The 19,155-nt window shown below is 42.2% G+C and carries 18 protein-coding genes; 6 read left to right on the top strand and 12 right to left on the bottom strand.

Going from position 1 to position 19,155, the window contains the following annotated elements; translation table 11 throughout:
* Positions 1-125 precede the first annotated feature (125 nt).
* Positions 126-1,217 (top strand): prephenate dehydrogenase, encoded by a 1,092-nt coding sequence (locus NSA57_RS13875; protein ID WP_173752204.1) that lies wholly within the window; start codon positions 126-128, stop codon positions 1,215-1,217.
* 8 nt (positions 1,218-1,225) lie between these two features.
* Entirely contained in the window at positions 1,226-2,497 is a 1,272-nt protein-coding gene (gene aroA, locus NSA57_RS13870; protein WP_257465137.1) for a 3-phosphoshikimate 1-carboxyvinyltransferase, read from the top strand.
* 327 nt (positions 2,498-2,824) lie between these two features.
* Here aroA and NSA57_RS13865 read toward each other — a convergent pair whose 3' ends face one another.
* Positions 2,825-3,301 carry a GNAT family N-acetyltransferase gene (locus tag NSA57_RS13865; RefSeq protein ID WP_257465136.1) on the bottom strand — a complete coding sequence of 159 codons (477 nt, stop codon included), beginning with the start codon at positions 3,299-3,301 and terminating at the stop codon, positions 2,825-2,827.
* Between the two features lie 604 nt (positions 3,302-3,905).
* Here NSA57_RS13865 and NSA57_RS13860 point away from each other — a divergent pair.
* A complete protein-coding gene (locus NSA57_RS13860) occupies positions 3,906-4,895 on the top strand; it encodes a 2-hydroxyacid dehydrogenase (protein ID WP_257465135.1) in 990 nt (329 codons plus the stop codon).
* Positions 4,896-5,029: 134 nt separating this feature from the next.
* Here NSA57_RS13860 and NSA57_RS13855 read toward each other — a convergent pair whose 3' ends face one another.
* Positions 5,030-5,863, bottom strand: coding sequence for a deoxyribonuclease IV (locus NSA57_RS13855; RefSeq protein ID WP_257465134.1), 834 nt, complete (start codon positions 5,861-5,863; stop codon positions 5,030-5,032).
* A gap of 505 nt (positions 5,864-6,368) precedes the next feature.
* Here NSA57_RS13855 and NSA57_RS13850 point away from each other — a divergent pair.
* A complete protein-coding gene (locus tag NSA57_RS13850; RefSeq protein ID WP_408611656.1) occupies positions 6,369-7,580 on the top strand; it encodes a CapA family protein in 1,212 nt (403 codons plus the stop codon).
* Positions 7,581-7,954: 374 nt separating this feature from the next.
* On the opposite strand, the gene NSA57_RS13845 is transcribed toward NSA57_RS13850, so the two are convergent.
* The 5 genes from NSA57_RS13845 to NSA57_RS13825 all read right to left on the bottom strand — a co-directional run bounded on the left by NSA57_RS13845 (position 7,955) and on the right by NSA57_RS13825 (position 10,072).
* Positions 7,955-8,218, bottom strand: coding sequence for a hypothetical protein (locus NSA57_RS13845; RefSeq protein ID WP_257465132.1), 264 nt, complete (start codon positions 8,216-8,218; stop codon positions 7,955-7,957).
* 337 nt (positions 8,219-8,555) lie between these two features.
* On the bottom strand, positions 8,556-8,936 hold the full coding sequence (locus tag NSA57_RS13840; protein ID WP_257465131.1) for a mannose-1-phosphate guanylyltransferase: 381 nt from the start codon (positions 8,934-8,936) through the stop codon (positions 8,556-8,558).
* Between the two features lie 30 nt (positions 8,937-8,966).
* Positions 8,967-9,506 carry a GrpB family protein gene (locus tag NSA57_RS13835; RefSeq protein WP_330671350.1) on the bottom strand — a complete coding sequence of 180 codons (540 nt, stop codon included), beginning with the start codon at positions 9,504-9,506 and terminating at the stop codon, positions 8,967-8,969.
* Entirely contained in the window at positions 9,388-9,642 is a 255-nt protein-coding gene (locus tag NSA57_RS13830) for a hypothetical protein (protein ID WP_257465129.1), read from the bottom strand. Before NSA57_RS13830 ends, NSA57_RS13835 begins: the two co-directional genes overlap by 119 nt.
* Positions 9,643-9,712: 70 nt before the next feature.
* The gene (locus NSA57_RS13825; RefSeq protein ID WP_138271542.1) at positions 9,713-10,072 is read right to left on the bottom strand and encodes a YccF domain-containing protein; all 360 of its coding nucleotides are present in this window, start codon (positions 10,070-10,072) and stop codon (positions 9,713-9,715) included.
* Positions 10,073-10,425: 353 nt separating this feature from the next.
* On the opposite strand from NSA57_RS13825, the gene NSA57_RS13820 reads away from it, so the two are divergent.
* Complete coding sequence (locus NSA57_RS13820) at positions 10,426-11,784, top strand: MATE family efflux transporter (protein ID WP_257465128.1); 1,359 nt, start codon at positions 10,426-10,428, stop codon at positions 11,782-11,784.
* 82 nt (positions 11,785-11,866) lie between these two features.
* Here the strand turns inward: NSA57_RS13820 and NSA57_RS13815 are convergent, their stop codons facing one another.
* Positions 11,867-13,534, bottom strand: coding sequence for a hypothetical protein (locus tag NSA57_RS13815; RefSeq protein ID WP_257465127.1), 1,668 nt, complete (start codon positions 13,532-13,534; stop codon positions 11,867-11,869).
* Between the two features lie 155 nt (positions 13,535-13,689).
* Positions 13,690-14,169 (bottom strand): ribonuclease Z, encoded by a 480-nt coding sequence (locus tag NSA57_RS13810; protein WP_173752212.1) that lies wholly within the window; start codon positions 14,167-14,169, stop codon positions 13,690-13,692.
* Positions 14,170-14,460: 291 nt separating this feature from the next.
* On the opposite strand from NSA57_RS13810, the gene NSA57_RS13805 reads away from it, so the two are divergent.
* Positions 14,461-15,840: an aldehyde dehydrogenase gene (locus NSA57_RS13805; RefSeq protein ID WP_257465126.1), complete on the top strand. Its 1,380-nt coding sequence runs from the start codon at positions 14,461-14,463 to the stop codon at positions 15,838-15,840.
* A gap of 55 nt (positions 15,841-15,895) precedes the next feature.
* Here NSA57_RS13805 and NSA57_RS13800 read toward each other — a convergent pair whose 3' ends face one another.
* The 3 genes from NSA57_RS13800 to NSA57_RS13790 all read right to left on the bottom strand — a co-directional run bounded on the left by NSA57_RS13800 (position 15,896) and on the right by NSA57_RS13790 (position 19,054).
* Entirely contained in the window at positions 15,896-17,197 is a 1,302-nt protein-coding gene (locus NSA57_RS13800; protein WP_147599228.1) for a bifunctional folylpolyglutamate synthase/dihydrofolate synthase, read from the bottom strand.
* A gap of 129 nt (positions 17,198-17,326) precedes the next feature.
* On the bottom strand, positions 17,327-18,079 hold the full coding sequence (locus NSA57_RS13795; RefSeq protein WP_257465125.1) for a response regulator transcription factor: 753 nt from the start codon (positions 18,077-18,079) through the stop codon (positions 17,327-17,329).
* Between the two features lie 114 nt (positions 18,080-18,193).
* On the bottom strand, positions 18,194-19,054 hold the full coding sequence (locus tag NSA57_RS13790; RefSeq protein ID WP_257465124.1) for a carbohydrate ABC transporter permease: 861 nt from the start codon (positions 19,052-19,054) through the stop codon (positions 18,194-18,196).
* Positions 19,055-19,155 lie beyond the last annotated feature (101 nt).

The following is a 19,155-nucleotide window of genomic DNA, read 5'->3' as shown; positions in this document are numbered from 1 at the left end:
AACTTTTTTTACGGAAATAATGTGAAAATTTCACGAATTTTTACTTTTCTCTACAGTATTTGACTTTTTTCTCCTTATCTTTTAAAATATGAATATATTTTTCATGGGAAAGGATACCTGAACATATGAAAACCATTGGTTTTATCGGCCTTGGACTGATCGGAGGCTCTATTGCAAAAGCAATCCGCAAATTTCATCCGGATTACCATATCCTGGCATACGCCAGACATAAAGAAACTCTTGCCGCCGCTTTAAACAGCGGTGTTATTGACGGTGTACTGGAAAAGGAAGACGAACGTTATAAAATCTGCGACTATGTTTTTCTGTGCGCCCCTGTTGAATATAACATAGAATATCTGAAATACCTGAAAACTGTCATTTCCGACAGCTGCATCATCACAGATGCCGGAAGTGTAAAAGGACCGATCCATGAAGCTGTAGAAAAGCTGGAAATGGATCACTGCTTTATCGGCGGCCATCCCATGGCAGGTTCCGAACGGTCAGGCTTTTCCAACTCTTCCGATCATCTTCTGGAAAACGCCTACTATATCCTGACACCGGGAGGACAGGTTTCTTTAAATAAATTAACTGAATTTTCAGAGCTTGTAGATTCACTGGGGGCAATACCCATGGTCCTCACTGCAGAAGAGCATGATTTTATCACGGCAGGTGTCAGCCACCTTCCCCATATCATTGCCTCCTCTCTGGTAAATCTGATCAGCTCCCTTGACAACGATGCAGAATATATGAAAACCATTGCGGCAGGCGGTTTCCGGGATATTACCCGCATTGCCTCCTCCTCTCCTGTCATGTGGCAGCAGATCTGCCTGGAAAACACAAAAAATATTTCCACTGTTCTGGACGAATATATTCGCATGCTGATCCAGATCCGCTGCTCTGTTGACAACAAAGATGCGGACCAGCTTTATCAGCTTTTTGCCGCTTCCAGAGATTACCGTGATTCTATTGACGTAACCTCCTGCGGACTGATCACCAAAGCATATGTTCTTTATCTTGATATTGTGGATGAAGCAGGCGGAATTGCCACTATTGCTACAATTCTTGCCATGGATAATATCAGCATCAAAAATATCGGCATTATCCACAACCGTGAATTTGAACAGGGCGTGCTGAAAATTGAATTTTATGAGGAGGACGCTATGAAGCGCGGCGCCGCTCTTCTGAAAAAAAGAAATTATATTGTATATGAACGGTAGGTAATGATATGGAAATCAAAAAACAGACAGGTCTTCGGGGAACACTTACTGTTCCCGGAGATAAATCCATTTCCCACAGGGCAGTCATGTTCGGCGCTCTCGCAAAAGGAACCACAAAAATCTCTCACTTTCTGGAAGGCGCCGACTGCCTTTCTACAATTTCCTGCTTCCGCAAAATGGGAATTGAAATTGAACACACCAAAGAGGGAATCCTTGTGCGGGGAAAAGGTCTCCACGGACTGATCTCCCCAACAGAAACTCTTGATGTAGGTAACAGCGGAACCACCACCAGACTGATCTCCGGAATCCTGGCAGGTCAGGATTTTTCTTCCAGACTTGACGGAGACGACTCTATCCGTACCCGTCCCATGAACCGGATCATTACTCCTCTTACCCTCATGGGAGCAGACATCACAAGCCAGAAGGGAAACGGATGCGCTCCGCTTATGATTCATGGAAAAAACCTTCATGCCATTCACTACGATTCTCCGGTAGCTTCCGCTCAGGTAAAATCCTGCGTACTTCTGGCAGGTATGTACGGCGATGGTATTACCAGTGTAACGGAACCTTTCCTTTCCAGAAACCATACCGAGATTATGCTGAATTATTTCGGCGCTGAAATAACTTCGGAAAATACCACAGCCTCCATTAAACCGGAGCCTGTTCTTGAGGCAAGAGAAATCACTGTTCCCGGAGATATTTCATCTGCCGCCTATTTTATTGCCGCAGGTCTTCTGACTCCAGACAGTGAGATTCTTCTTAAAAATGTAGGCATTAATCCTACCAGAGCAGGAATCCTTAAAATCTGCCGCGCCATGGGAGCTGACCTTACTCTTTTAAATGAAAAGCATGACGGGGAGCCTACGGCTGACCTTCTGATCCGTACAAGCAGTCTGAAAGGAACCGTCATTGAAGGAGCAGATATCCCGACCCTGATCGATGAAATTCCCATGCTGGCAGTTATGGCAGCCTTTGCAGAAGGAACAACCGTGATCCGGGACGCTCAGGAGCTGAAGGTAAAGGAATCTGACCGGATTGCGGTTATGGTGGATAACCTGAAACGAATGGGCGCAGACATTGAGGGAACAGATGACGGAATGATCATTCACGGCGGGAAGCCCCTTCACGGAGCTGTCATTGATTCCCATCTGGATCACCGGATCGCCATGTCCTTTGCAGTAGCCGGAACAATCTGTGAGGGAACTATGGATATCCGGGGCGGAGAATGCGTTAATATCTCCTATCCTGATTTTTATAAGGATCTCTATTCTTTTGTGTAAGAGAACGTTTTACAGTAAATGCCGGGGTGTATACTTGAATGAATATGCACTTCGGCATTTTTTATTTTAATAAGCTATAAATGAGCAATTTGAAAAAGTACACAAAATCATCACGAATTTGTCTTTATAAGATGCACATATAAAGCTTAATATTCCCTTTATGTCTGTGTGTTACGGATTCTATTGTGCAAAATTTGATATTTGCTCATTTATAGTTAATAAGAATAATAAAAAACCTCCAGGTGCCTGTCTGCCAACCACCAGGAGGTTCAAAACTCATAATCCCTGAATCAATAGTCGTAGGATCTTTACAAAAATTTTATCCCTCTAAAATCTTCTTTCCATGTTAAAACTCTGCACCTGAAATCCCAGACTTTCATAAAAGGCAACTGCCCCTGCGTTAAAAGCCCATACCTTAAGATCGATTCTCTGAAGGCTTTCTTTTTCTGCCAGAACTTCCAGGTAAGAATACAGGCTTCTTCCCACTCCCTGCTTTCTGAACTTTTCCATTACATAAATTGCGTCAATATACAAAGTATGATTCTTTTTCAGCATGGGATTTTCCGGAGTCACCTTTCTCTTTGCGATCACAAAGCCAGCCAGTTCTTCCTGTTTTTTTGCACCCACAGCCACGTACTCTTTGCTTTTTACAATCTCCTGAAACTCCTCCTTTGTCAGAAGTTCCCGGGTATCTGTATAAATATCCGGTCTTCCCTTTACATGCTCTTCATGAAGCTTATGATAAGCTTTGTTTACGCTTTCATAATCTTTTTCTGTAAGTCCTGTTATCTGTAATTCTTCCATTTTTTCTCTTCCTTTTGCAAATTTTTTATTATTTTGTCTTTTAAAATGTACCTGTAAAATTTATGTTTTCCTTGCATCCGCATATTACGGATTCTACCATGCAAAATTCTACATCTGCTTATTATTAATTTATTATCCATAAATGAGCAAACTTGAAAAAAGTGCACAAAATCATCACGGATTCTATTGTGCAAAATTCAATATTTGCTCTTTTATAGTTCTTTATTTATTTTTAACTCTTATAACAATGTCCTCAAAAATAACAACTGCAAAGCAGTAAAAATTTTTTAAAAATTGAAAAATTAAAACCCATATGGAATTTAATCATGCACTGGAATTTAAAATTTCAAGTCAGTAAAACTTTTTTATTTTTATTATTCACTTTGTTCACAGTAATTTCGCAGTAATTTTATTTGTTTTCTCTTTACTTTCCATAAAAATCCAGGTATAGTTTCATTAACTTGTACACACAGTATTTATATTCAGGAGCTGTTTTTCTGTAAATGTTCCTGTTTCCATGTTCCTCTTTCATCAGCAGTTTCAGAGCATCATATCAGCTATAATTCTGATACTTTCAGTACATACTCTCAGAAAGGAGCTTCTTATGAAAATTTTATTTTATGGCGCAAAGGACTATGATCAGCAGTTTTTTGATAAGCTCGCCCCGAAATATCCGGGAATTACTTTTAAGTTTATTGAAGCCAATCTTTATGAAGAAACAGCCTCTCTGGCAAAAGGCTATGACGGAATCTGCGCTTTTGTCAATGCTGATATCGGCACTCCTGTGATCAATGAGCTTCATGCTCAGGGCATTAAACTGATCCTCATGCGCTGCGCCGGGTATAACAATGTGGATCTGCAGTCTGCAGCAAAATATGGTATCAAGGTTCTCCGGGTACCTGGCTATTCTCCTGAAGCGGTTGCAGAGCATGCCATGGCTCTTGCGCTTACAGCCAATCGCCACACCCACAAGGCTTATATTAAATGCAGGGAAAATAATTTTGCTCTCAACGGACTTATGGGCGTTAATCTTTATCAGAAAACAGCCGGAATCGTAGGAACCGGAAAGATCGGACTTGCCATGGCAAGGATCTGCCGGGGATTTGGTATGCGCGTCATTGCTTATGACCTTTATCCCAGCAACGAACTGGATTTTCTGGAATATGTATCTCTGGACGAGCTTTTAAGTACCAGTGATCTGATCAGCCTTCACTGCCCTCTCACCGAAGAAACCCACCATCTGATCAATGCCTCTTCTATTGCAAAAATGAAGGACGGTGTGATTCTGGTTAATACTTCCAGAGGCGGCCTGATCAAAACAGAAGATCTGATCTCAGGAATCCGGGATCATAAATTTTATGCGGTAGGTCTTGACGTATACGAAGAAGAATCTGAGCTTGTTTACGAAGATATGTCTGAAAGGATTCTGCAAAGCTCCACCATTCAGCGTCTTCTGTCTTTCCCCAATGTGGCAATGACTTCCCATCAGGGATTTTTTACAGAAGAGGCTCTCACAAATATAGCCGAGACTACCCTTCAGAATGCATCAGATTTCCGCGATAATAAAAAACTAAAAAACGAAGTAAAGTTCTAAGTAAAAACTCCCCTGCTGAAATGCTTCTTAACTGGCATCAGACAGGGGAGCTTTGTTTTATAATGCGATACATCACACAGTAAAAGCTGCATATAAATATTTGAACAATGTTTCTTCTGTATTTTTACAGCTGTTTACTTTTCATATTCTTCTCGAAGAAGAGCGATTTCTCTTGTCCAACCCTCATCATCATTGGGAGTTTCCAGAATGAACGGAATCTCTTTTAAAGCCGGATGCCGGATAACCCGCACCAGCGCTTCCAGTCCAATCTGCCCCTCTCCGATCTTTGCATGGCGGTCTTTATGGCTTCCAAGTCCATTCATACTGTCATTCAGGTGAACCGCCTTTAAACGCTCCAGACCGATCACCTGGTCAAACTCTGTCAGAACTCCGTCCAGATCATTGACAATATCATATCCTCCGTCCCACACATGGCAGGTATCCAGGCAGATTCCCATTTTATGGTCTTTTTCCACCAGATCCAGGATACGCCGAAGCTCCTGAAAATCCCTTCCGACTTCAGAGCCTTTACCGGCCATTGTTTCCAGAAGAACCGTTGTGGTCTGCTCTTCAGTAAGAACTTCATTTAAGATCTCCGCAATCTTCTGAATTCCTGTTTCTGCTCCCTGTCCCACATGACTTCCGGGATGAAAATTATAATAATTTCCCGGCGTATATTCCATTCGTTTCAGGTCGTCCGCCATAGTATTTCTGGCAAATTCTCTGAGATTTTCCTTAGCTGCGCAGCAGTTCATAGTATAAGGCGCATGAGCCACGATTTTTCCAAATCCATTGTCCCCGGCAAGTGAAAGAAACTTCTTCACATCTGTCTCGTCAATAGCCTTGGCATTGCCTCCTCTTGGATTTCTTGTAAAAAACGCAAAGGTATTTCCTCCGTTTGCGATCATCTGCTGAGCCATTTTTTCATAACCTTTGGATGAGGTTGTATGATTTCCAATATATAACATATTTTTTCTCCATCTTCTGTATTTATCCGGATGATATCTGAGGCAGAAAACAGTCCATAACTGCTGCCCAAAATAATCCCGACACCATATTTATATATTCCGGCGCATGTTCCGGACATCCCCATTATAGCAGAAAACCTTCTGGACAAAAAGAGAAAATCTGTTGACGAAAATCCAAAAAATACCTATACTTTTATTAATTGCCGATGTCCGGAATTTTTAATCAGAAATCCGGCTGTCTGCTTACTTTTTACCAATGACAAAGGAGCTGCGTATGAATCCATCATCCAAAAACCAGAAGCCGGACTCTTCCAGGCAAAGTTCCCGGACCGGGCAGGAAACCGGAGCCAATTCCCGGGGCGCAAAAAAATCATCCTCTCAGCGCTCCAGAGCGTCTTCCGCTCACAGCGGAAACAGAAGCCGTTCACGCTCTGCAGCCGCACACAAACGACGTATCAGCCGCAAATCCCGTTATTACAGAGAAAGGCAGAAAAAAATCTTTCTTATGACAGCAGGCGCTGTACTTCTGCTTTTTCTTCTTGTTATTTCTTTTGTAATCCGAAGCTGCGGAGACAAAAAAGCAGAATCAGCCTCCTCACAGAACACTCAGACAGAGGGGAAAAATAATTCTGCCAAAAAAGTGAGTGACAAAGACACTGCTTCCGGTGATGAAAACACCGAAGCGACTGACAAAAACCCAGATCTTCCGGAGAATCCGGTTTCACTGGCTGTCAGTGTGGTTGGCGACTGCACCCTTGGCACAGATGAGTCTTTTGACTATGATACCAGTCTTAATGCCTATTACGAAAGCTATGGCGCTGATTACTTTTTCTCTAATGTAAAAAATATTTTTTCTGAAGACGATCTGACGATTGCAAACTTTGAGGGAACTCTTACAGACTCCGAAGAACGGGAAGAAAAACAATTTGCCTTTAAAGCTCCGGCTGAATATGCAGACATACTCACTGCCGGTTCTGTGGAAGCGGTAAATACAGCCAATAATCACAGCCATGATTATGGAGAACAGAGCTTTACCGATACCCTGACCGCCCTTGATCAGAAGGGGATCACTCATTTCGGGTATGACGAAACGGCTGTTATAGATGTCAAGGGCATCAAAGTAGGACTTGTGGGAATCTATGAGCTGAAAGATCATCTGGACCGGGAAGAACAGTTAAAACAGAATATTGCCAAAGTAAAAGAAGAGGGCGCTGTGATCACCATTGTGATCTTCCACTGGGGAAATGAAAAGGAAGAGGTTCCTGACAGCAACCAGATGACACTGGGAAGACTTGCCATTGATGAAGGCGCGGATCTTGTCTGCGGTCATCATCCCCATGTGCTTCAGGGAATTGAAGAATACAAAGGCAAGAACATTGTTTACAGTCTGGGAAATTTCTGCTTTGGCGGAAATTCCTACCCAAGCGATATGGACACCATGATCTTCCAGCAGACCTTTACGGTAGATAAAAACGGAGTAAAAGCTGACAATGTCACCAATGTGATCCCCTGCTCCATTTCCTCTGAATATGATTATAACAACTATCAGCCCACTCCTGCCCAGGGTGACGAGGCGGACCGGATCCTGGCCAAAATTCAGGAAAGAAGCTCCTGGATCACGCCTGCCGAAACCTCTGAACCGATCGGTGAATCCAGTCAGGAATCTGCTGATCTGTCTGACAGTGATTCTGGATCAGAGGATTCCCTGCAGGAATAAGCGGAATATTTTTTCTTCAGAATAATGAAAAACCATCCATGAGAAAAACCATAAGAGAAAATAGAAATTTTTTCCTGCAGTGTTTTCCAATAAGAAAGAGTACAGATTGTCCTGGATAAAATGGAGACTGTCTGTACTCTTTGCTCTTATCTTGCTGAAAGATATTATGAAGTCAGGAAATCAACAGCTGAAAGTGAAATCCAGAAACTTCAAAACTCTTCAAACGTATCTATTGCTTTTGAACTTTTAGTATCAGGTTATATTCCGCATAACTGTACAAGACTGAAGCAATATCAATTTATCTTCCTTTATACCAGCCTGCATTTTCTGATGTTTCATATATAACTTCTTTCAAATTTACCGGTCTGATCCCTTTACTTCCTGTTTAAAAGTATTCCATATTTCGTATGAGGTAAATATTTAACTTTTAGATAATCACCTTTGTTTACGCCATCAGAATAAGAAAACTCTACATATATTTCTTGTTTATCTTTTTCATTTATTATGGTAACATGTCTAATATTTCCTGATCCATTAGCATTATCTCTGGCGTATCCCGAAACAACCTTAAAATCATTTTTGAGATAATATGGTATATCTAAAATAGCAGGAATGAACATTTTAAAAAATATTACCACTAAAAGAATCCCTGTACCAATTTTCAGAAAAAAACCTCTTTATTCCTTAAAGTCTTGGAGAATTTTTTCCTTTTCTTTATAAAATATAAAAAGGTCGATACCATACAAATTGTGATCACAATAGTACTTATCACATGAAAAATCAATATTTTCATTTTCAAATCCCCATTTTTATACAGAACAGACAAATTCAATATAAGCACTCGAAACAAATGCAACGACTATTCCTTCTTACCAGGAATGATTGTCATAAAAAATATTTCTTCCCATTTATAAAAGACCGATTCTTCAGAAAACATTCTTACTTTGTTCTATCAGTTATTCTTTCACCGGAATTTTATCTCCTGTCATTTAATAATCTGTTCACTCGTTCAACAGGGAATCTGTCTTCTATATCAATTATTTCAAACAGATTTAACGGTAATTTCTCTTCTCCGATCAGGGAAAGATACGTATCCACAGCTCTGCGGTCAATCATGATTTTTCCGCGTCCTGCCCAATGGCGGTTGCTCTCTTTCTTTTTTAAACCGGAGATCCAGTACTCATCACCATTTTCAATATCTGTATAATTTGAATAGCCACCATTATATTTTTGAAAAGCATGGTCATTAAAATAAATGGTACTCTTAGTTTTTGAAGTTTTTACATACCCGATCCATCCCGGACCATCATCTGAATATCCTGTTTTCAGCTCTATATACATTAAATCATTTATCATTTTGTCACCTCTTCTGATTCGTCAAAATTGTTAATACCTATTCTCATACAGAGCTCTTGCTTTAGCTGTATATTGCTTTACAAATTCTGTTTTTGCATTTGTATAACCATCCCTGTTATACTCATATTTCTTCCATAATTTCAACTTCAATTTTTCGTATTCCCTTGCAGTGTCTGGATGCTCAATAAGATAGTCTCTAAAATATAATTCATTATTATTGCCCGCATATCTCAAATGCAAATGGAACACTCGCTCAGCAAATCCCTTCTCTGTATATCCTTTATTAAAAGATAGTCCATTTTCACTTTTCGACATACAAATATAACCATTATTTATTATCGGAACCTTATATTCAAGCAAATTTCTTTCTTTTGGAATTTCCACAAGAATATCTACAATGGGCTTTGCCCAAATAGAAGGAATTGCAGTACTTCCAATATGGCTTATTCTTTCATTTGAAGAAAGGGTTCTTTTCAATAGTTTTTCTTCCTCTGAATACCATTCTTGCCAACAGGATTGATGTTCTGTTAAACATATAGGAAATAACTGCCACAATTCCTCCAAAGTCATTTCTGATAATTTCTTTTCCGTCGTCCTCACCTGCCTTAAATCTGTTTGCAGATTTCTTCTTACTAGTCGGCTTATAATCATTTATCTGTAATTTAATTTTTATACCGCCTACATCAAGTTTCAACCCGCACATCATCAAACCTTCCCTAATTTCAAATTTATTTTCATCCTGACAGGACTGCTGCTGTTTTCTCTTCCTTCACTTTTTAATATATCTCTGCTCCAAACGGCATCAGCGCAAGCTTGGCAAGCTTAAACTGCTGAAGTCCGAAGGGGATTCCAATAACTGTCACACAGAGGATCACGCCCATAACCGCGTGTTCAATCGCCAGAGGCAGACCGGAAACGATCAGCCATATAATGTTCACAAGAAGGGATACTGCTCCTCCGCCGTAACGCACTTCTTTCCCAAAGGGAAAACAACTGAGTGAAGCAAACTTAAAGCACTGCATACCTATGGGAATACCTACAACAGTAATGCACCAGAGACATCCTGCCACGCACCAGCTAAGGGCGCTGATCGCTCCTCCGAATATAAACCACAACAAGTTTCCAAGACAACCCATTTACTGACCTCCTGATTCCTTTTTTGTTTTCTTTGAATATGATACCTTACTTAAAAAGTATACCATATCCTTCTGCATATCCGTAATATGCTTTTTGTTAATACCTATAATGCCTAAAATGAAATTTTAAATTCCACCGCATGCCCCTTATGCGGTGGAATTTACCTGCGCACAGTTGATATTTACTCTTTCATACAGAAATGTTATGATTATCTCTCCTTCTGACAGCAGTAGAAGGAGGAACATTATGAGTAAATATATTCCTGATAATCAGAAAATTCCTGTTGCATTCTGTTCCCTAATTCATTAAGATAAGTTCATAATGTAATTTTACAGACAGGAAAGAGATGATTATGAACAAAAAACAACAGACAGACCTTACCAATGGTCCTATTGTACAAACTCTGGCAAAGCTGGCTTTGCCTATTATGGCTTCCTCCTTTCTGGGAACAGCCTACAACATCACCGATATGGCATGGATCGGTGTTCTTGGTTCCAAGGCAGTGGCAGGTGTGGGAATGGGGGGCATGTATGTATGGCTTTCCCAGGGGCTCTGCTCTCTGGCCCGCATGGGCGGTCAGGTCAATGTGGCCCAAAGCTGCGGACGGGGAGATACAAAGGCAGCCAGGGATTACGCCTCTGCGGCCCTTCAGCTTACCTGTATTTTTGCCTTTTTGTTTTCTGCAGTGTGCCTGATCTTTACCAGGCCGCTTCTGGATTTTTTTCATCTGGGAGACCCGCAGACCTATGCGCATGCGGAAATTTATATGAAGATCACCTGTGGACTGGTTATTTTTTCCTACCTTAATTATACCCTTACCGGAATTTATACAGCTCAGGGAAATTCAAAAACACCGTTTATCGCCAATCTGATCGGGCTGGTCATGAATATGATCCTGGATCCGCTTCTGGTTCTGGGTATCGGCCCCTGTCCCCGTCTGGAGGTTGCCGGCGCTGCAATTGCAACTGTTACTGCTCAGTTTATTGTTATGGCTGTGATGATCGCAGGGGTTTTCCAGAAAAAAAATCAGGATAATGTTCTCCGCCATGTGCATCTGTTCTCCATACAGGATCGCACCATCTATCATTCTATCTGCAGAATCGGAGGTCCCACTGCTCTTCAGGGAACTCTTTACTGTATGATCTCCATGGTGCTTACCCGTATGGTTTCTGCATTTGGACCCGGAGCCATTGCCACCCAGAGAGTGGGAGGACAGATTGAGTCTATCTCCTGGAATACTGCAGACGGTTTTGCCACAGCCCTGAACTCTTTTGTAGCACAGAATTATGGCGCAGGAAAAACAGACCGGATACGAAAGGGATATAAGGTGTCCATGAAGATCATGATTACCTGGGGTGTCATTGTAACCGCAGTTTTTGTCCTGTTCCCACGGCAGATCTCTTCTCTGTTTTTCTACGAACCGGAGGTTCTGGAAATTGCGGTCGGATATATGATCATTATCGGTCTGGGCGAAGCCTTCCTCTGCGTGGAAATGCTTACCATCGGAGCACTGTCCGGTCTTGGGAAAACAAAAATCTGCAGTATCATCAGCATCCTGCTTACCGGTTCCCGCATTCCCCTGGCGCTTGTCCTTACCGGTACCTCACTTGGTCTGACCGGTATCTGGTGGGCTCTGACTCTGACCTCTATCGCCAAGGGAATTGTATTTAACCTTACTTTCCGCCGGGTCAGTCACAGACTGGAACAATAAAATGATAAAAAAGGATATCCCCTTCAGATTTGTCATCTGACAGAAAGGATATCCTTTTTCATTTCTGTTATTCTGCTTTCTATTATGCGGCTGATTCCTCAGTCACTGTCTCCGGTACCTCTGCTGCTGCCGCATCAGGAGCTGTAAGCATCATCTGTAACTGATTAATCAGTTCTTCCGGAACGCCTGCTGCGCCTAAATTCGTAAGAACCGTTGTCCAGTCCAGTCCTTCCGCATATGCAGTCATATCTTCTTCACTTTCTACACTGAGAGCTGCATCAAGAACTGCCTGATCCGGCATTTCAACACTTTCTCCTGACGCTTCATAGCCGCCTGTTACTGACAATGTTACAACAGGAGCGCCTGAACTTGTAAGTGAAAGATCTACCTGTGAGGTCTGTGCTGCTGCATCAGAAATAATATTTGCAGTCAGTCCAAAGGCTGCCAGCGGATTGGGTTCCTCCTCTGTTCCTGTATCCAGAAGCGAGAAATTAAAGGAACCGTTCATATATCCCGGAGCTTCTGTATCTGATTTCAGATTATTTACACCGATTCCAACAGTTTTTACTCCGTCAAAAGCAAGAACATATTCTCCTGTCAGTCCCTGATCACCGGACTGTCCGGAACCGGTAAGCGTAATGGAACTGGTGTCAAGCCAGAGCTCAAAATACAGTGCTGAATTTCCGTCTGCTGACGGATTCTTCCAGGAAATCAGCGGATAGCTTTCTGTTCCTGTCTCATCTGTAAAGCCAAATTCACGTCCTACAATCTTTCCTTCTGCATTTGTCCAGATTTTTGAATTAAACATTGCAGCCTCCGGATTGATCTCCTCGGAGCCTTCCTCCGGAAGGTCTGCCAGCGCGCTGTCCGCACCTGCCACAAGCTGAGCATAAAGGTCTTCTCCGCCTCCGGCCTCTGACCACATATCCAGAAGGCCTTTCAGCTCCTGATCTTCTTTTGCAGCAGTCAGGACTTCCCTTAAAATGGAAAGCACTTCCTGTTCTGTAAGAATTTCTTCATAAACGGTGCAGTCCTCGCTGACACCCTCTACAGAAAGAGCTTCTTCCGTAACTGTCTCGTCTCCGAAATTTTCAATCAGGATATTTCCATAACGATCAAGCAGAGTACTGAGCGTTTTGGTGTCCGGAAGAACGGTTGTCATATCAGAAACAATCTTTAAATAAGTTTCCATGGAAGCCTGATATTCTTCCATATAGGCCTGATATGCCGCGATATCCTCTTCGGACATTGCCCCTGTTTCATCTGCAATTGTCTCTTCCATGGAAGGAATCAATGGAATTGCCATATAATTCTGAGAAAGCTCCGGAATCTGGAAATATTCCGTCATATTTGCCAGATCCATACAGATATTCATGGTGCCCACAGGTGCATCGTTTAAAAGAATATCTGCATTTATCGCTTCTTTGCCGTCTTTTATGATTTCCGTCATATCCATAGTCACAGTATTCAGCCAGGAAAAATCCATTCCCACCATAGCGCCGAGAACTGCTTTACCGGTTTCTTCCACTGTCAGTTTCATCTTTGCGTTAAAGCCTGTTTCCTGTCCCTTTTCATACTGTGCCATAACTGCATCCCAATATGCGGAAAAACCTGCAACCAGCTTATCCAGAGCTGCTTTTTCTGTCTCCTTATAGGAAGCAGCAAAAACCTGGCTTGTACCAGATAAAACCAGCGCTGATGCCGCCGCTGCCGCGGTCAGTTTTTTCATTATCTTTCTGCTTCGATTCATAAAAATCCCCCTCTCACCTTTTATAATTCTGTAAGAATCATTGTGGATAGTATATGGTGTTATTTTAACATGAAGCCGTCTATTAAGCAACAAAATTCTACATAATATTCTAAAAATTCTATATTCTTATGCTGTTTTACATAATTTTCCACAATTTAAAAATTCATACCGTATATCATATTCGGAAAAATATTTAAAATTCCTGTTTTATTTTTGCTGCTTTTTATATATGGAACATATTTTTTTAACGTTATTTTTTTGTGAGAATTTCCTTCAAACTCCAGCTCTTCCACCTGTTTCCATCCTGACAGGTCCAGCGTCATAAAAAGCTGTGCAGGATAGGTACGGTTCCAGCAAAACAGAATCAGTTCTTCTGTTTTGTCACTGTACAGTACCGGATCCTCTGTTTCTGTCAGTGCAAACTCCCCTGTATCAGCCTGAATCAGAAAATCCTTGTCACACCGTACTGTTACGCCTTCCAGGTTTCCATATAAAGAAAAAGAATACTCATTCATCCAGAGTATTTTTCCCTGGCAGATCTCCTGGATCTTTTCTGTCACAGCCTGATCTCTGCTCTGTCTTCTGTGATTAAAAAGCATCCCGTTTCTGTCATCCACACATGCAATTACCTTCAATTTTTTACCCCCTGACATTTCATAAGTAATCTGACTAGTCACTGCTCACAGACCACCATCCCGCCAGGTGTTTTGGCATGTATATGACAAAATCCCGAGACATACAGGGCAAAATGCCATCACCGATGGTGATTTGAAATACATTTTGACCAGGTTGCTGTGAAGATCATGAACAGTAACCTGATTATATCATATCTTTCCTGTAATACTGTAACCGCTTGACACCTTTCCCCCCTGCTGATATAGTTAAAACCATAATTTCAGGCATTATGTTCAGGCAGGAGGGCGATTATGAACGAACTTGAGATCAAAAAACTGATCCGACAGCAGAGAGCATTTTTTTATAAGGGCAGGACTCTTCCTGTAAAAACGCGGATCCACATGCTGAAAAGGCTTCGCTGCTGTATCCTGAAATATCAGGAGGAAATTCGCAGCGCTCTGAAGCATGATCTTGGCAAAAGCAGGTTTGAAAGCTACATGTGCGAAACCGGTCTGGTGCTTGACGAGCTCCGGTACATGCTTGGACATATCCGTGAATTTTCAAAGGAAAAAGCTGTTCCCACTCCCCTTTCCCAGTTTGCCTCCAGAAGCTATGTAGCTCCCTCCCCTTACGGAGTCGTGCTTATTATGAGTCCCTGGAATTATCCGTTTCTTCTGAGCCTGACGCCACTGGTGGATGCCATTGCGGCAGGAAATACGGTCATTGTCAAGCCAAGCGCCTATGCTCCCGCTACAGCGGAAATCGTCAGCAGGATTATCTGCGAGGTTTTTCCGCCTTTTTATGCAACCGTTGTCACAGGCGGACGAAAAGAAAACACCTGTCTTTTAAATGAGCATTTTGATTATATCTTTTTTACCGGAAGCCAGCATGTGGGAAAAGAGGTCATGGCAAAGGCTTCTCATTTTCTCACCCCGGTCACTTTAGAGCTTGGAGGAAAAAGCCCCTGTATTGTGGAAAAAACAACGAATCTGAAACTGGCTGCCAAAAGAATTGTGTTTGGTAAGTTTCTGAACTGCGGGCAGACCTGCGTGGCCCCTGATTATATTTATTGTGACCGCACAATAAAGGATTCTCTGATTTCCGAAATAAAAAAACAGATCCGGAAACAGTTTACCGAATTTCCTCTCAGTAATCCCGATTATGGAAAGATCATCAACCAGAAGCATTTTCATCGGATCGTATCTCTTATAGATCCGTCAAAAACAGTATTTGGCGGAGAATATGACTCTGACCGTCTCAGAATTGCTCCAACCCTTATGGATGAAGTTTCCTTTGACGATCCCATTATGCAGGAAGAAATTTTTGGTCCTGTGCTTCCGGTCTTAACTTACGACTGTCTGGATGAGGCAATTTCCCGTATCAACTCCATGCCTCACCCTCTGGCTCTGTATATTTTTACAGAAAACAGGAAAGCCGCAGAAAAAGCAACAAAAAGCTGCAGCTTCGGAGGAGGCTGCATCAATGATGTTGTGATTCATCTTGCTACCAGTCAGATGGGATTCGGCGGATTCGGAGAAAGCGGAATGGGTTCCTATCACGGCAAAGCAGGCTTCGAGACTTTTACCCATTATAAAAGTATAGTGGACAAAAAAACCTGGATGGATCTTCCTGTCCGCTATCAGCCCTACCGGAAATCTTCCGAAAAACTTTTAAAACTTTTTCTCAGATAAAATCAAATATCCCGGTCATAATTCCTGTGCCGCAGGAATCATGCCGGGATTCTTTTTATATTTCCTCTTCTTTTTTGTATCTGGACACTGCAAGCTCTGCCTCTCCCAAAAAGGACAGGGAACCGAAAATTACGATCACATCCTCTTCCTGAGCCTGTTCCATAGTCTTCCTCACTGCGGACCGGATACTTTCCGCCGCCTCCACAGAGGGATTTATTTTTTCTACTTCAGCCTTTAATTTTTTTGCAGAAAGCGCCCTGGGATTATCCGGGGTTTCCACTGTAATAATATGATCTGCAAAGGGCGCTGTGATCTCTGTCACCTTTTCATAATCTTTGTCCTGAAACATTCCGAAAATATAAAAAAGCTTTTTGTCCGGAAAATAAAGCTCCAGGGATTTTCTCAGTTCTTCCGCCGCAGCCGGGTTGTGAGCGCCGTCCATAACAATTACCGGTTCTCTGGAGATCACAGTAAAACGTCCTCTCCACACAGCTCTTTTCATCCCCTGATATACTGCCTGATCCTCAAGCCGGTATCCGAGATTTCTAAGGGAATCCACTGCTTCCAGAGCAAGGGCTGCGTTTGTAAGCTGATAGCTTCCCATCAGAGAAATTTCCATATCCTTCCACTGCTTATAGGAAAACTTCTGTCTGTCATAGCTGTGAGAGACATCTGTCACCTGGCCGGGATCTGCTGTGTGCAAAACACATTCCTGTTTCCTGCAGGTTTCTTCAATTACTTTCATCGCCTCCGGCTTCTGCAAAGCAGACACCACCCGGGTATGAGGCTTAATGATCCCTGCTTTCTGCAGCGCAATTTTATCCAGTGTATCTCCCAGGAAATCCATATGATCCATACTGACAGAAGCGATCACCTCCAGCACAGAAGTAGTGATTACGTTCGTTGCGTCCAAGGCTCCGCCAAGTCCTGTTTCCAATACAACAATGTCACAGTTCTGTTCTGCAAAATAAAGAAAGGCCAGAGCTGTCTCCACTTCAAAAATCGTAGGCTCTCCTGTGTGTGTTTTTTTCATATCTTCTGCCGCTTCTTTTACTGCAGCTGTAAGGCGGGCCAGATCTTCCCGTCCGATCATTTTTTCATCCACCTGGATTTTTTCCCGGTAGGAAAAAAGTACCGGAGAAATATATCTTCCTGTGCGGTATCCCGCTTCTATAAGAATGGTAGAAAGATACGCCAGAACAGAACCTTTTCCATTGGTTCCTGCAATATGAATAAATTTCAGCCTGTCCTGAGGGTTTCTCAGTCTGTTTAAAAGTTCTCTCATATTATCAAGACCAAGTACGCTTCCGCCTTTTGATACCTGATCCAGATAGTTTCTTGCTTCTTCGTAATTCATGTCTGCTCCTGTCCGGGCCTTGTTCGGCTCCAAAAAAAATCATGCTTATTATAATCCTTTTTATTGTCTGCTACAACAGGAACAAATATTTTTTCTTATGATTTTTTGCAATATTTTTACTGACAACTTTTATTCGGAGAGAGAAATTCTGGTATTTCTGTATTCGTTTGCTGAAATGCCTTCCAGCTTTTTAAACACTCTGGAAAAATGAGCCACATCCGTAAATCCTACCAACTCCGCGATATCCGCAATCCGGTAAGCCTTTTCTTTCATCAGTTCTTTTGCATGTTCCACCCGGATCTGGTTCAGAATCTCCGAAAAGTTCTTTTCCTCCTGGCGGTTCAGAAGCTTGCTTAAATGCCACTGACTTACAAAGGTTTCCTCTGCAACTTTGCTCAGGGTCAGCTTTTCACTGTAATGATCTTCCATGTATTTCAGGGCGTTGCGTACAATAAAGCTTCCCGCTGCATTTTCCTCATGTTCCGAATCTTCCGGAAGAATATTACGTTCTTTTAAATTAGATGTCATAACTGAGAGCGCCTCTTCCAATTCCTCCAGTTTTGAAGGCTTCAGAAGAAATCTGGTCACTCCAAGCCGGATGGCTTCCTGACAATAATCAAAATCCCGGAATCCGGTCAGAATACTGATCTGCATATCCGGAAACTCTGATTTCAGTCCGGCGATCATTTTCATTCCGTCGAGTCCCGGCATGCTGATATCTGAAAAAATCATATCCGGTTTTTCCCTGCGCACGACTTCCAGACCTTCCTTTCCGCTGTATGCGCAGGCGCAGACACTGCACTCATATTTCTTCCAGGGTACCAGTCTGGAAATCCCTTCCACAATAATCGGTTCATCATCAACGATCACTACACGGTACATACTTGCTCCCCCCGTTTTTTCATCTTTTCTTATGGTTATTGTACACGATATTTTTTCATAAAGGAAGCAGAAACAGACATCTTCTGATCAAGATGTCTGAACTGCGAATTTCTGTCATCCTTTTACTGCTCCGGCAGTCATTCCCTTAATAATGTATTTCTGCAGGCACACATAAACGATCAAAAGCGGTACCACAACCAGTGTCACCACAGCTGCCATCAGGCCGTAATTCGTTCCCTCCCTGGAGGAGATTTCCAGAAGAAGTCTTGTGATCGCCCATTCTTCTTTGTTGCGCAGGAAAAACTGCTGGGTAAACAGATCATTGTAGCTCCACAGAAAGCTGAAAATTCCCACGGTTGCAAAGGACGGTTTTGTAAGAGGCATGATCACCTTAAAGAAAATCTGATATGCATTGCAGCCTTCCATAAACGCCGCCTCTTCCAGTTCAATAGGCAGCCCTTTCATATATCCGGTAAGCACCACCATGGCAAATGCCAGATTTCCTGCTGTCTGAGGAAGAATTACTGAAATCAGTGAAAGCCATACATTTCCGGATCCTGCCAGCCCCCATCCATACTCCATCCGGAAAACCGGTATGATGGTAGAAAATACAGGAAACATCATTGCCGCGATCACCAGACTGTAAAGAGTTTTATTCAGACGGAAACGATATCTCACCAGGGCAAAGGACGCCATACCCGCCATCAATATTACAAGAACTGCAACTGCTCCGGAAATAATTATGCTGTTCCTGTAAGCGCTTAAAATGTCAACCTTTTCGAATGCTTCCGCATAATTTCCCAGTGTAAACAAGTCTCCGAAAGGAAGCGAAAACGCATCTGACATAATATGCTTCTTGTCCTTAAAGGAATTTATGATCACCCACAGGATCGGATAGATGGTAGTCAATGCCCAGACGATCAGGATTATATAGATCAGCCCTGTCTGAAGGGAGCCTTTTTTCTTTTTATTCATTTTTATGCCCCCTTTAATAATCACGGTAGTGTCAAAAACTATCTGTTTTTATTGTTCTAAAATCCTTTAAAACCTTGAATTACAGGAGGTTTACAAATAAA

It is taken from the genome of Blautia caecimuris (assembly GCF_024622975.1).
GTDB lineage: Bacteria > Bacillota > Clostridia > Lachnospirales > Lachnospiraceae > Blautia_A > Blautia_A caecimuris.
This window is presented reverse-complemented; position numbering and strand designations above follow the sequence as displayed.

Coding starts and splice junctions, on each gene's coding strand:
- NSA57_RS13860 (WP_257465135.1), top strand. CDS start 3,906: ATGAAAATTTTATTTTATGGCGCAAAGGACTATGATCAGCAGTTTTTT.
- NSA57_RS13805 (WP_257465126.1), top strand. CDS start 14,461: ATGAACGAACTTGAGATCAAAAAACTGATCCGACAGCAGAGAGCATTT.
- NSA57_RS13790 (WP_257465124.1), bottom strand. CDS start 19,054: ATGAATAAAAAGAAAAAAGGCTCCCTTCAGACAGGGCTGATCTATATA.
- aroA (WP_257465137.1), top strand. CDS start 1,226: ATGGAAATCAAAAAACAGACAGGTCTTCGGGGAACACTTACTGTTCCC.
- NSA57_RS13855 (WP_257465134.1), bottom strand. CDS start 5,863: ATGTTATATATTGGAAATCATACAACCTCATCCAAAGGTTATGAAAAA.
- NSA57_RS13835 (WP_330671350.1), bottom strand. CDS start 9,506: ATGACTTTGGAGGAATTGTGGCAGTTATTTCCTATATGTTTAACAGAA.
- NSA57_RS13865 (WP_257465136.1), bottom strand. CDS start 3,301: ATGGAAGAATTACAGATAACAGGACTTACAGAAAAAGATTATGAAAGC.
- NSA57_RS13820 (WP_257465128.1), top strand. CDS start 10,426: ATGAACAAAAAACAACAGACAGACCTTACCAATGGTCCTATTGTACAA.
- NSA57_RS13795 (WP_257465125.1), bottom strand. CDS start 18,079: ATGTACCGTGTAGTGATCGTTGATGATGAACCGATTATTGTGGAAGGG.
- NSA57_RS13830 (WP_257465129.1), bottom strand. CDS start 9,642: ATGATGTGCGGGTTGAAACTTGATGTAGGCGGTATAAAAATTAAATTA.
- NSA57_RS13825 (WP_138271542.1), bottom strand. CDS start 10,072: ATGGGTTGTCTTGGAAACTTGTTGTGGTTTATATTCGGAGGAGCGATC.
- NSA57_RS13815 (WP_257465127.1), bottom strand. CDS start 13,534: ATGAATCGAAGCAGAAAGATAATGAAAAAACTGACCGCGGCAGCGGCG.
- NSA57_RS13875 (WP_173752204.1), top strand. CDS start 126: ATGAAAACCATTGGTTTTATCGGCCTTGGACTGATCGGAGGCTCTATT.
- NSA57_RS13800 (WP_147599228.1), bottom strand. CDS start 17,197: ATGAATTACGAAGAAGCAAGAAACTATCTGGATCAGGTATCAAAAGGC.
- NSA57_RS13850 (WP_408611656.1), top strand. CDS start 6,369: ATGACAGCAGGCGCTGTACTTCTGCTTTTTCTTCTTGTTATTTCTTTT.
- NSA57_RS13840 (WP_257465131.1), bottom strand. CDS start 8,936: ATGATAAATGATTTAATGTATATAGAGCTGAAAACAGGATATTCAGAT.